This is a genomic window from Spirochaetota bacterium, from assembly GCA_038043445.1.
Classification (GTDB): domain Bacteria; phylum Spirochaetota; class Brachyspiria; order Brachyspirales; family JACRPF01; genus JBBTBY01.
On record JBBTBY010000066.1, the window covers coordinates 88,130 to 101,234 of the forward strand.

11 protein-coding genes are annotated in these 13,105 nt (G+C 54.9%); 5 read left to right on the top strand and 6 right to left on the bottom strand.

What is annotated here, in order from left to right; translation table 11 throughout:
* The first annotated feature begins 25 nt into the window (after window positions 1-25).
* Both AABZ39_10380 and AABZ39_10385 read left to right on the top strand, forming a co-directional pair.
* The gene (locus AABZ39_10380; GenBank protein ID MEK6795175.1) at window positions 26-520 is read left to right on the top strand and encodes a hypothetical protein; all 495 of its coding nucleotides are present in this window, start codon (window positions 26-28) and stop codon (window positions 518-520) included.
* Window positions 504-1,604 carry a tetratricopeptide repeat protein gene (locus AABZ39_10385; protein ID MEK6795176.1) on the top strand — a complete coding sequence of 367 codons (1,101 nt, stop codon included), beginning with the start codon at window positions 504-506 and terminating at the stop codon, window positions 1,602-1,604. The genes AABZ39_10380 and AABZ39_10385 overlap by 17 nt, the downstream gene beginning before the upstream one ends.
* 14 nt (window positions 1,605-1,618) lie before the next feature.
* Here the strand turns inward: AABZ39_10385 and AABZ39_10390 are convergent, their stop codons facing one another.
* Together AABZ39_10390 and AABZ39_10395 are read right to left on the bottom strand one after the other, a co-directional pair.
* Window positions 1,619-2,647 carry a radical SAM protein gene (locus tag AABZ39_10390; GenBank protein MEK6795177.1) on the bottom strand — a complete coding sequence of 343 codons (1,029 nt, stop codon included), beginning with the start codon at window positions 2,645-2,647 and terminating at the stop codon, window positions 1,619-1,621.
* A gap of 34 nt (window positions 2,648-2,681) precedes the next feature.
* A complete protein-coding gene (locus tag AABZ39_10395; GenBank protein ID MEK6795178.1) occupies window positions 2,682-3,488 on the bottom strand; it encodes an AraC family transcriptional regulator in 807 nt (268 codons plus the stop codon).
* 111 nt (window positions 3,489-3,599) lie between these two features.
* On the opposite strand from AABZ39_10395, the gene AABZ39_10400 reads away from it, so the two are divergent.
* Together AABZ39_10400 and AABZ39_10405 are read left to right on the top strand one after the other, a co-directional pair.
* The gene (locus AABZ39_10400; protein MEK6795179.1) at window positions 3,600-4,811 is read left to right on the top strand and encodes a glycoside hydrolase family 172 protein; all 1,212 of its coding nucleotides are present in this window, start codon (window positions 3,600-3,602) and stop codon (window positions 4,809-4,811) included.
* Between the two features lie 30 nt (window positions 4,812-4,841).
* Complete coding sequence (locus AABZ39_10405) at window positions 4,842-5,972, top strand: glycoside hydrolase family 172 protein (protein MEK6795180.1); 1,131 nt, start codon at window positions 4,842-4,844, stop codon at window positions 5,970-5,972.
* A gap of 20 nt (window positions 5,973-5,992) precedes the next feature.
* Here AABZ39_10405 and AABZ39_10410 read toward each other — a convergent pair whose 3' ends face one another.
* Genes AABZ39_10410 through AABZ39_10420 form a run of 3 tightly spaced genes read right to left on the bottom strand, consistent with a single transcriptional unit; the run spans window position 5,993 to window position 8,867 of the window.
* On the bottom strand, window positions 5,993-6,826 hold the full coding sequence (locus AABZ39_10410; GenBank protein ID MEK6795181.1) for a sugar phosphate isomerase/epimerase family protein: 834 nt from the start codon (window positions 6,824-6,826) through the stop codon (window positions 5,993-5,995).
* A complete protein-coding gene (locus tag AABZ39_10415) occupies window positions 6,823-7,863 on the bottom strand; it encodes a zinc-binding dehydrogenase (GenBank protein ID MEK6795182.1) in 1,041 nt (346 codons plus the stop codon). The genes AABZ39_10410 and AABZ39_10415 overlap by 4 nt, the downstream gene beginning before the upstream one ends.
* Before the next feature lie 17 nt (window positions 7,864-7,880).
* On the bottom strand, window positions 7,881-8,867 hold the full coding sequence (locus tag AABZ39_10420) for a LacI family DNA-binding transcriptional regulator (GenBank protein MEK6795183.1): 987 nt from the start codon (window positions 8,865-8,867) through the stop codon (window positions 7,881-7,883).
* A 275-nt stretch (window positions 8,868-9,142) separates the two neighbouring features.
* Here AABZ39_10420 and AABZ39_10425 point away from each other — a divergent pair, with 275 nt between their 5' ends.
* On the top strand, window positions 9,143-9,988 hold the full coding sequence (locus AABZ39_10425; GenBank protein ID MEK6795184.1) for a cation diffusion facilitator family transporter: 846 nt from the start codon (window positions 9,143-9,145) through the stop codon (window positions 9,986-9,988).
* A gap of 14 nt (window positions 9,989-10,002) precedes the next feature.
* Here AABZ39_10425 and AABZ39_10430 read toward each other — a convergent pair.
* On the bottom strand, window positions 10,003-13,105 hold a 3,103-nt coding region (locus AABZ39_10430), incomplete at its 5' end, for a hypothetical protein (GenBank protein ID MEK6795185.1).

A 13,105-nucleotide genomic window follows, 5' to 3' on the forward strand; every position in this document is an offset into this window, starting at 1 on the left:
CCATCGTGTCATCAACGGGTATCGCATGGACATAGGCGCACTTATCCGCGAATTCATCGAACAGGCAAAGGCGTTCATTCTCGCCTATCGTATCCCCGTTATCGCCGGGGCTTTGCTCATCTTCATCCTGACCTTCTTCATCATCTACCGTCCCGGGAAAAAACCTGTAATGAAGGATGAAGCGGCCGTGAATGCATCATTGGCAACGCGTGAGCGCGGTACCGATGAAATGCTCGCCGCCGGCAGGATGCTCTCGACACGCGACAACACGCTGCCCGATAAGATACGCCGCTACAATCGCATCGAGCGCAAGGCGCTCCTGGTCGACGACAGCATATTCTCCAACGACGGCGGGGCGACGCTCGCCGATGAGCCGGTGACGGGAAAAATAAAGGAACCGTCGCGGGGTATGCGCCTTAACGATACGGATAGCGCTCTCATACGACGGACATCCATTACCAATAAGCGATATGAACTTGAGGATGTGAGGAAACGACGTGGCAATGCCGAACTTCCTTAGCATAACGCTCCTGTGCATCGCCGCTGCTGTTTTCGCAGAGACGAATACGGAAGGTACATCGCCTGGCGGCGGTACCGGTGCAGCAACGAACGGTGCGACCAATGATTTCTTCGACGAGATGATATACGAGGAGCGTCCGGGTTTCGAGAGCGTGAAAGAACTATCCGCTTCCGTCAATGAAGATATCATCATCCAGATAGCGACGACGAATTTCAACACCTATGTACGTATCAACGGTTTCGATACGAACGCGCTCACGTTCCTGCAGGTGACACGGGACGATACACGTTCGCAGCTCATGTTCAAGGCCGTACGCGAAGGCATTGCATCGGTCTCGGTGGACCTTATCGAGGATCTTTCCGTCACGGCGCGTACGACATACCGCATCACGGTAAAGAAAGCGCTTGAGTCTAAGACGAACGCCGCCGCCGTCGGCAAGAAGGACAAGGATACTGAGGAGCGCAAGCAGTACCAGATAGCGATGGACCTCTTCAAGGCGAAGGCGTACACCGAAGCGCGTGCTCTCTTTTCGACGATAGCGCAGAAATATCCGTCGAGCGAGTACGGTGCGAAAAGCGCCATAGCGCTCGGGGATATCGCGTATGCACAGAACAATTATCAGGAAGCGATAGGGGCCTATACCCGCGTGGGGACGATCACGGGCATACCGGCGTCGGAACGCGATCGCTCGCAGCTCGCTCTCGGGCTCTGTTATCGTGCGCTTAAGGACAATCAGAAGGCGTTGTCTGCCTTCCTTACGCTTGAACGCATGAGCCCCGACGGGCAGTACGCGGGGAACGCGCTCTACTATGCCGCGCTCGTTCTCAATGATACGAAGAACCGTGCACAGGCGATAGAAACATTGAAGCGTGCGCTCGCGAAACACAAGTCATATGAACTTCGCCCGGAAAGCGTGTATCTCCTTGCATCCATTTACGATAAGGGCGGGAGCGATGTGCGCAATCTCACCGAGGCGTATAAGCAGTACGGCGAATATGCGTCAAAGTACCCCGCAGGTGTGCATATAACGGAAGCTATCGCGCGACGGGCGTATCTCGAGAAGCATTTCATCAATCTTCGTTGATCGATCCGTCCGGATCATCGATATGCCATCGTATGCCGTTTCCACACGCAGCGTATGCACGCGGGGTTCTCTCCGTTCATAACGGCCGTGCGGAAACGCTCTGCCTTTTCCGAACGGAATATTTCCTCGACAGCATGTTCTCGCACGTTCCCGATCGAGCCGTCGGTGATGTCAAGACAGAACGATGTGTTCCCGTTGCTCTGTATCGAGAGCCGCCGCCACGGCGCATAGCAATGATGATCGACAATATCCTTGTCGGGGCTGTCGAACCACTCGACGATGTCCTCGACCGTCATGGCATGTCCGCCAAGCTGTATCGGAAGGTCCCCGTTCGCCGCAATGAGCTTTTGCACGGTATCCGAAACGAGCACGCCGTAGCCCGGTGAGAATTCATCCTTCCAGCTTATCGATGATGCATGCGCAACGCCGATCGACCGCTCGAATTCCTCATATCGTTCCTTACGCGGCCCCGAGAGGAACATCTGCGCATCGAGCGACCAGTGATCCGCCTTCCATGCGCGGATGTGCGGTGCGAGCACAGCGAGATCATTCAAGTTCTCACGCACAAGCGTCGTTTTGATGCAGAGCTTCTGCCCCGGGAGCACTTCGCGCACCGTGCGTATCCCTTCGTCGACACGCGCGAATGTGCCGGCCACTCCGCGCACCATGTCATGTATCGGCGCGCTTCCGTCCACTGAGACGAACAGTGTTGTGAATAGGTCCTTCATCTCGGGGGCATGTTTCTTGAGAAGCACGCCGTTAGTGACGATACTCGTGGAAAAACCGCGCCGCTTGAGCAGCCGCGCGATATCGATGCAGTACGGGGCGAGGAGCGGTTCCCCGCCCCAGAGCGTGATGTTCATGGGCGGCGTGAGCTCACCGATGATGCGTTCCCAGTCCGTGCGCCCAAGCTCCGTTTCCGCGGCATGCTCGCGCTGATACCCGTGTATACCCCATTGCCCGCACATGCGGCAGCGGAGATTACAGCTTCGGGTAAGCTGAAAATGCACGGCATTAAGCGCTGCGGTGATCATAACCTTCATAATATGTACGCCGGTTGATTTGTCAATCGATGGGTCATTCGCTCCCGCGGTATGCGCGCGGACTCTTCCCGAAACGCTTCTTGAAGAGCTTCGAGAAGTGATAGATGTCCTCATAGCCGACAGCCGCGGCTACGTCGCGTATTTTCATGTTCCGGTTCGCGAGCAATGTCGACGCTTCGAGCATGCGCAGTTCTATGATGTGCGCAACGGGGGCAAGCCCTACATGCCTCTTATACATCGTGCCGAAATGCGCCGGTGTGAGGTTCGCAATGGCGGCGAGATCGGCGATAGACAAGGGTTGCGTGTAATGCGATTCTACGTGTTCCCGCACACGCAGAATATACTCCGGCATGAAACCTCCTTCGGCCCCGCGGAGCTCACGCGCAACGGAACGTATCATAGTATGGAATATATTCTCGGTGATAACGGTATCTTCCGTGCGAAACGCGGTTATCTCGTTATAAAGCTCGGTGATATACCGTTCGAGGACGGCCGGATGTTCCAATCGAAGCATTGTGTTCATCGGCAAAGCGCTTTCGCTGAGAAACGCCCCGATGGCGCTGCCGCTCGCATGTATCCAGGAATGGCGCCATCGCTCATGCTGATTCCCGTAATGCTGCCGCTCCCCCGGCGGCCATATCATGAGAACACCGGCATCCCGAACCAGCTCGTTTCCCGTCTGTATCGTGACCGAGTCATAGAAATACATGAAGAGATAATCGCCTTTGCCCCTTGGCCTATCGATCACCGCTGGCGGCATACGCTCATTAAGACCGAGCGCCCGAACATAGCATTGTTCCCCACCGTCGGGGTATCCCCTGAAATGCTTGAAATAACGCATAGGCCACCGAATAATACTACAAATATTTATATATATTATACATTTTTTATGAAGAAATCAATGACTATTATATCGCCGTACCGTTGAAAACGACATATTCCGGAGTTCACCATGATGTCCAATATCCTTTCTTCCCTTGCAGTAGTAAGCAATGCAAAGAGCGGCCGATCATCGTCTTGGGCCGTTGACGGGCGAAATCACGATGCTTGGACGATACGCGCGGGAAAACGTGCCGTTCTCGCCGACATAAAGGGCCCCGGCTGTATACGGCATATCTGGCTGACACAAAGGGAGCACTACCGCGAATGCCTTATCAGCATTACCTTCGATGACGCCTCGCATCCCAGCGTGCTCTGTCCGCTCGGCGACTTCTTCGGCCTCGGTCATTCCATCGTGAACTCGTATCAGTCGCTTCTTTTCAGCGCATCGACGAACAATAACAATCAGTTCAATCAGGGCTGTGCGCTCAACTGCTATGTGCCCATGCCCTTCGCCAGGCGAGCCGTCTTCGAGATCATCAATGAAAGCGATGAGGACCATGGCCAGTACTTCTATGTCGATTATGAAACGTACGATCGAGCGCCGCATGAGGAGATCGGGTATTTCCATGCGGAGTTCCGCCGCGAGAATCCGTTCGGCGGCTGGGGGCATGAGATCGCGGTGAATACACCGGAGGCGAATATCGCGAACAAAGAACGCCTTGCCTGGGATAACAACTACATAATCCTTGAAACGAAAGGCCGCGGGCATTACATCGGATGCAATATCAGCGTGACGAATTTCCAGGGAACATGGTGGGGTGAGGGCGACGATATGATATGGGTGGACGGCTACAAATGGCCGCCGGACCTTCACGGCACGGGGAGCGAGGATTATCTCAATCAGGCATGGGGCATGCAGCCGAACGCCTTTCTCAGGAACGGCTCATCGATCTGTGAACATCATACGAAGAACATGTTCCCGCTCACGAAGCCCCTCCCCTGGAACAAGCCGCTTGGCGGCTATCAGACAAGCTATGTACATCACATCGAGAACCCGGTGCACTTTCAGAAAGAGATAAAGGTAACGATAGAACACGGCCACGGGAATCATCTCGCGAACGAGATGTCCAGTGTCGCCTATTGGTACAGCGACAAGCCGGTCAAAGCGGCCACACCGCCGCCGGTGGAAAAGCGCTTGCCGGTGCTTCGCGACGAAAGAGGCAATTGGCGTATCCCCAAAGAGAACCGTATCACATCTCGGAAAGTCCTGCTCAATGCGGAAATGAAAAAGAACAAGGCGCTTTGGGCGAAGAAGCATCCGACAGCGCGCAAGAAGAAATAACAGTATTGAACTCGAAAGAAGGAGCATAGTATGTTCAACGGACTCGGCATGAATCTCGGAAATCTTTCGCTTCTCTCGAAGGCGAAGACACGTTCAATAAGCCCGGAGAACACCACCGGAGAAAAAGGCAAAGGCGCGATGACGATACATCCAGAGCACGGGCCGTCGCGTGACCTCGGTCAGGGATGGAAAGTCCGGCCCTGCATCAGCATCAAGGCAGGTGAGACGGTGACCATTGCCGACATCGAAGGACCCGGAGCGATACAGCAGATATGGATGACGCCCACGGGCAATTGGCGTTTCACGATAGTGCGCATCTACTGGGACGGACAGGCACAGCCGTCGGTGGAGGTTCCCATCGGCGACTTTTTCTGCTCAGGGTTCGGCACCGATGACGGGAGCAATCATAAAGGCACGAATTTCCGCCAGCTCTCATCGCTTGCCGTGTGCGTGAACCCGGGGAGCGCGTTCAACTGCTACTGGGAGATGCCGTTCCGCAAGCACTGCCGGATCACCATCGAGAACATACAGCCGAAGGATGCCGTTGATGCGAACAAGAACAGCATGGTGCTTTACTATCAGATAAACTACACGCTCACCGATGTTCCCGATGACGCCGCCTATTTTCACGCGCAGTTCCGTCGGACAAATCCGCTCCCGTACAAGAGCGTGTACACGATACTCGACGGCGTGCGCGGACACGGCCACTATATCGGCACCTCCATGGCCTGGGGCGTGAACAATAACGGCTGGTGGGGCGAGGGCGAGATAAAATTCTTCATGGACGGCGATACCGAATTCCCTACTATATGCGGCACCGGCACGGAGGATTATTTCTGCGGCTCGTATAATTTCGATGTCGGCAAAGAGAACGGCGGGTACCGAGAATTCACCACGCCGTATGCGGGGCTGCATCAGGTACTGCGTCCGGACGGATTATACAAGGCGCAGCAGCGCTTCTCGCTCTATCGCTGGCATATCATGGATCCTGTCCGCTTCGAGAAAGACCTCCGCGTGACGATACAGGCGCTCGGCTGGCGCAAGGATGGGCGATATTTGCCCTTGCAGGACGATATCGCATCGACAGCGTTCTGGTATCAGACCATCCCTGCCGCGCCGTTCCCGGAACTCCCGGCGCGGGATATGCTTGAGGTTGTATAGCAGAACAACGGCCGGGAATGTTAACGGGTAAAGTGCTTAAGATACATGAGCGACCGCTTGCACCCGTCCTCGACATCCTCCGTCGGTTCATATTCAATGAATGCCGGGCCGTCGTAGTCGGTTAGCGACCGCAGCAGCGTATTCCAGTCGAGTACGCCTTCGCCGCAGCCCACCGGCATGACAACATCGTCTTTCACAACACGATAATCCTTCAGGTGTACATACTTCACACGCGGCCGTATGATCGAAAGCACGTTCTCCGGCGCAATACGCTCCGCCGCCCACACGTTCGCCGGGTCGTAATTGAATGCAAGCGACGGGTGAATCTCGTTCATCATCCTTGCAAGGGGCTCTTTTCCGGTGGACGCACTCGGCATGTGAATGAAGCCGGCATCGGTCTTTTTCACGCCGCCATGCGTTTCTATCGCAAGAAATATCCCCTTCGGATTCGCGTACTCGGCGGCTTTGTTAAGGCAGTCTATCATTACGTTCCATCGCTTGCCGATGACGTCTTTTGCTGCGGAAAACCCCGCGAAGATGCGGATCCCCTTCACGCCGAGCTTTGCCGCGATATCTATCTTTTTTTTCACGGCATCGAGCGCGGCATAGTTCTGCTTTTCATCCGCACTTGTGAAATCATTACCGATGGATGCATAATCCAGCCGTATATTGTTCGCAGCGAACAGCGACTTCACCCGTGTAATATCCGTATCCGTTGCGTTCATTTGTATCAGATCCGCCGGTATCGATGCGATGTGAAGCTCCAATATTGAGCATCCCATCGACTTTGTGATGGCTAATTGCTTTTCCAACGGTGTTTCCCGAAAGCCCCATGCTGCGTTGCCTATTATCATACCCCCCTCCAATCAAACACGATCTTGAACACATCGCCTTTCTTCTTGTCGAAATACTCATACGCTTCGGCGCATTTCTCCACCGGCCACGTCTCCACCGGCAAGCCCTTCAGTTTCAGTTTCCCCTCCGATATCCACGACAGTATCTGCGGCTTGCATTCGCCATACATGGCGCAGGTCATCGATAGCGTGCAGTTCTTGCCGAACCAGCGATGATAATCGTCGAAGATGAGCTTTTCGGGATAATCACCTTGGAGATGAATGTGGCCGCCGGAACTATCGCGCGACCAGCCGCCGTCCTTGAGGAATTTATGGAGTGTGCCGGGCACGGCGGGATTGCCCGAGCATTCGATGATGACGTCCGCGCGCTTGCCGTTCGTGACATCGCGGAGCTGCTGTTCCTCGGTGCCGTCGGCGAGAATGACCGCGTCCGCAAAGCGCTTTGCTATCTCAAGCCGGAAGGGATGACGTTCAAGCGCGATGACGCGCGTTTTCGGATAGAGTATCTTTACTATCTGCATAGCCGATATACCGATGAGCCCTGCGCCGACGACGAGCACGGTATCGTTCTCTTTGATCGGTGTCTTCCAGACGCCCTTAAGCGACACACAGCCGAGATAACCGAGCACTGCTTCCACATCGGAAACATTGTCAGGTATCTTATACATCATATCGTTGCCGCCTGCGCTCGTCTTATCCTTCTGCGCGATGTGCGTACCGCCGCCCCACGCCGAACAGATATTCCCGAATTTTCGGACTTCATTGATCATAACGCGGTCGCCTTTTTTCAACTGCGGCGCCCACGATCCTTCCTCTTCGATAACGCCGACATTCTCATAGCCGGGAACGCAGGGATAGTAGAGCTTATCCGGATGCTGTTCGCCGCGCCATGTCTTCATGTCGGTGCCGGCGCTTATCGCGTTCATTGTCGTGCGCGCGATGACGCTGTCGCTCTGCCTTGGCGCGAGCTCGATATCACGGAATACCGCCTCGCGCGGACGTTCGATGACGATGGACTTGCATACGGTGCTGCTCATAGATCCTCCCGATATATTTAAAAATTCATGAAAATGCCGGGGACTCTCTCCGAAACATGCGCACCGCTCAGTGCCGCATCGACGGATTTCTCTGCTATCGTCCGTCTGTCCTGCAGTATGAACGGAATGGGTGATGCAAGCGATGCCGCGATCTTTCGTATCGTCTCTGTCGGGTTCGCTATGATCGGTTCATCGAAGCCGGTGATGAACACATCGCGTCCCACGACAATACCATGTTCGCTGCAGGCGGAAAGATACGGTTCACAATGAAGGAGCGATGCAAAGAACATGAGCGGCGGTGTCTTCGCTGCTTTTATTCGGGCGATGAATCGCTGCGTATCGGCATTATCGATGTCCTCGTACTTCTCCTGTGCTGCACCGTGCGGGAGCGCTTCACAGAATCCCTCGTAGCGGCTTTTCAGCACCGGCAATGAACGCCCGGCCCCTTGGTAGATGAACTCACGCACTCCCCGGTCGGCAAAATGCTTCACCGCTTTTACCGCATCGCCTTTATTGTCACCGGTAACGGATACGGCATCGGGGAACGCGGGATCGGAGTCGATGAACACCGCCGGTATGTTCGCAAGCGCCGCGCGGTACGTATCCATCGATGTACTCCCGTCATATTGCGAGACGATAAGGAGCGCGTCGGTACGCCGCCGCATCGCATTGATGAGCGCGCATTCATGAACGACATTATGCTCCGATGATGCAAGCAGGAGCATATGCTTCTTTCGGGAAAGACATATCTCTACCTCGGCGAGAAGGCCCGTCATATGCGCATCGATATGGCTGAGTATAACGCCTATTGTTTCACGTTTGCCGCTTTTAAGCGACCGAGCAGCGTGGTCGGGAATGTAATTAAGCTCGGATACCGCCTTGCGTATGCGCCGCTTGGTCGATTCCCGTATCGAGAAATTATCGCCGTTATTGAGGAATCTGCTCACCGATGCGAGGGATACCCGCGCCCGTTTCGCTATCTCTTTTATGCCTGTTCTTTTCATATTTTGGTAAAACGTTTTACTAAATATATGCATGAATGTCAGTAAAGTCAAATCCCATCCGTGCCCCGGGGCGATGGCATGGAATATGCCCGGGATATTGACAAAAGTCGCGGAATACTGTACAGTGAAGTGGTATTGGAGGATCAGGTTTTTCCGAACCGGGCTTTCACGTAAAGCAGCAGCGATAATGATCGTTGTGGGACTTCCGCGACATACGACGAACACCGTTCGCGATCCGGATATACAATAATCCCGGACGCCCACAGGAGCACCGCATGAACAGGAAAGCCCGCGCTGCACGTATCTCCGTACTATCCAACAGTGTACTCATTGTCATCAAATGCGTCGCAGGCGTCCTGAGCGGTTCGGTCAGTATCGTGTCCGAAGCGATACATTCCGGCATGGACCTTCTCGCCGCGCTCATCGCTTTCTTTTCGGTACGTGTTTCCGACAACCCTCCCGACAATAAACATCAGTACGGTCACGGGAAATTCGAGAACATATCCGGCGTCATTGAGGCGCTCCTTATCTTCGTCGCATCGGGATGGATCATCTACGAAGCGATCATGCGGCTTTTTCACCGCACGGCGATACATTCCATTGATATCGGCATAGCCGTGATGGCGATATCTTCGGTCGTGAACATTCTCGTGTCGCGAATGCTCTACCGCGTTGCACGCGAGACCAATTCCGTCGCGCTCGAGGCCGATGCACTCCATCTGAAGGCGGATGTGTATACGTCAGCTGGCGTCGCCGTTGGGCTTCTCATCATACGCTTAAGCGGGCTTGCCGTCATCGACTCCATCGTCGCCATCGCGGTGGCGATATTCATACTTCGCGAAGCGTTCCTGCTTCTCTTGAAGGCGGTGCAGCCGCTCATCGATGTGGGGTTATCGGCGGCGGAAATGGGCGAGCTTGAGGGCATCATCGCGAACTATAAGCTCACGTATCACAAGCTCCGCACGCGGCGTTCCGGAAGCCATGTCTTCATCGACATGCACCTCTTGTTCCCCGGCGGCATATCGATAGGCGATGCGCATGACACAACCGATATACTCAAAAGCGATATACGAAAGGCGTTCAGCGGCGCCGATGTGACGATACACATGGAGCCGGAATAAGACCCGCTTCCTTGTTACTTCACCTTCACCCGCGGGAGTTTTATCGTCGAGCACATTTCCGGAGCGCTCATGTGCCGTACGAAAACATATCCCTCGCTCTCGCCGGCGAGGGCCGCTTCGACAGAAAGCGTGAGCGTCCGCGAGCCGCGGAACGGCACGGTAATGAGCATTATCTTCTGGCCGCCGGTAGCGCGCTGTCCGTAGAGGAGCTGCCCTTTGTAATCCGAAAGAAGGTCCTCGGTCTGGCGTACGGATAGCGTCGTCGGTACGGCGATGACGGCATAATATTCCGCCGGGTCGCGGTCCTTATTGAGTTCCACCGTGAGCGTTGCTTCGTCCCCGACAGCAAGCGATGTATCGGATACAGACGCATGGAAATATTGTTTGTTCTGCGTGTACGAAAGGATATTCACCTCTTTCTTTTTATCCACGCGTACCGCAGTGAACGCCGGCGATGTTACCGATGAAACACCTTCACGCGTGACGTAACCGCGCGATATCGTGATCGTCTCTGCCTTGCCGTTCTTTGTGACGGTTATCGACGGGGCTTTTGTGATTTGCTTGTCATGTGACATCGTCATGAGAAGGTCGAGGAATTTCACCACCGATCCGGGGGATGAGTACACGCCGCCGAGAAGCGCCGGACCCTGAATCAGACCCGGCTCGCCGGTGAGAACGATGTTTTTCGCCACGGCACTGAACAATTTCCCGAAATTCGGATCGCCTGCGAGATAGAGCGCTTTCGCGTTGAGCAGGAGATAGTGTGCCATGCCGGTACGTTCGAAGGAGCGCAGGAAACGGTAGGTATCATAGAGCTTTACGAAGTTCACGCTCATATCACGCTCGTTCTTCGCCGTATCGATCGAGAGCTTGGGCATCGCCTTTTTCACGAACCATTCCGCCGCCGCAGGGTCGGTCACCGCACGGTATACGACAACACCGTTCACCTCGATAGGTATCGTTTCCTGATGCTTTGCCGCATCATAGCCGTTCTCCTCGGTCTTTACGCCGCGTTTTTTGAGTTCGGCGTATATCGCTTCGGTCATCGACTTCGCGTGCGAAATCGTATCCTTGAATTCGCCCGCGCGGCTGCCGTCGAGATAGACGAGCATGGTCGAGAGATTGTTCGCCGCCCACACGCTCCAGAGCTCCTGTGCGGCAAGTCCCGGATACGGTCTGACAAGATGAGCGCTCTCGTCGTAGAACGTTTCAGAAAGGTCTTTGACGGTTTTCGCGAGATCGCTCTTAAGAGTATCGCGCATGCCCCCTGATTCTATGAGACCTTCATCGATTGCCTTGATGAGCACCGCGCGTACTGCCGCCGATGCCGAGAGCGCTTCCGCGTGACCGAACCATGAATACATCGTTGTCGTGATGTTCATCGCGATATTGTTGAGCATGAGCGACGAATTCGCGTACACCGTTATCGCATCGCCGTCGACGGAAAGCGGCTTGCCGTCCGAGATGAACACGTCGGAATACGTCATCGTCATAGTGCTGACATTGCGTATGGTCTTCTCGCGTTTATCGAGGGCTTTGCCGCTCTTGTCAACAAGCGTAAAGAGTATCTTTCCATAGCGATCGCCGGTCAGTTCGAACGTTCCCTCATACGCGCCTGTGCCAAGCGCGATGGCACGTTCCTTATCGATGCCCTCGCCGGATATCATTATCTTCGCGCCGTCGACCATGGCGAACGCCGCGATACGCGCGTAGATGCGCGAACCCGGCATGACAAGTTCGGGCATGCTCACCTCGAGATAATTGTCCTTGGCAACATCGATATCGCGCACCGCTTCCGCATAATCGAATCTATCGACAGCGGTGAAGCGCATCGAACAGCGTCCCGTCTGCGGCGGGAGCGTTACTGATATAACAGCCTTGCCGTCGGTGCCGGTCTTCACTATCGCGCAATAGACGACTTTCTTCTCGCCTTCACGTATCGCTTCCTGGTCATCCGGAATTTCGACTGCCGTTGTCTCTGCGCTTTTCCCCATCGGCGAAGGTGCCGGTTTGGAAATGGCGGCACGCGAGCGCTGCGCCATCTTTTTCGGCGAGGGGGCATCCTCATCCTTCATAGCGCCCGCAATACTCTGCGGTGCAGCGGTTTTTGTATATTCCTTTTCGGCCTCTTCCGCGACCAGACCGCTATGATCGACCCAGCTTGTGAGATGATCGCCGAGTGCACGAGCGCTATCGCCCACGGCGGACGCGAGCGGTTCTTTCGCGCTTTTTGACTGCACGCGATTATCGAATACTTCCAATATCCCGTAGCCTGCGAGCCCTTTTTTCGTCAAGCGGTCCGTCGTAAGCACGGACACCTGGAATTCCTTAAGCGGCTTTCCGCTCTCAGACGATGACAGTGCCGCTTCCAGATGCGATTCGGGGAATACTATCGCCCACGCTTCTTTATATTTCCCATCAGCAAAACCCGCTATCGCTACGAACGTGTACGGTGCTGCGACGGGTATCATCACTTCATTCCCGCTTTTCAGAGCGGTCACCGTTATCTCCCGGCCAGCGAATGATCCGTCAGCTTGTGCGGTATACGCGAATGCACGTACGCCGCTCATGTCCTTGAGAAGCTTCACGGATAATTGTTTCCCGGGCGCAGGTGCCGGGGATTCTATCTCGAATACCGCGTTCTTATCGTCGCCTTTTTTTGCGATGAACATATCGCGTCCGAACACCGGCGTCGTCTTCTCGTAGGGCGCAAGCGTAGCTTCGAACATCTTCCGCATGCCGCCGGTGAGCGGTATCGTCTGTCGTTCGACGTGTCCCGAGCGGCCGAAAAGATACGACACGCTCCCCTTATCGCATATCACTTCGATGCCGAACGGTCCGCTGTGGCCGCCCACATCGAGCGTAACCTCAAGCTTACCGTCCCGTATCTCCTTTGTCTGCTCTGCTCCGGCTTCAACGCCGTTACAGCCGGAAAGGAAACATCGTGATTTGATCTTCACTTTTCCCGAATACGGCTGATTGAGCGTACGCAATTCGTTCTTCACATTAAGCCCGTTCCCCCAGCGGCTCCCCACGCCGCCTTCATTACCGAAGAACCAGGCCCCTTTCTCTTTATCCAGGTCTTTCACGCTCGTGACCTGTTTGAAATCATGCGCG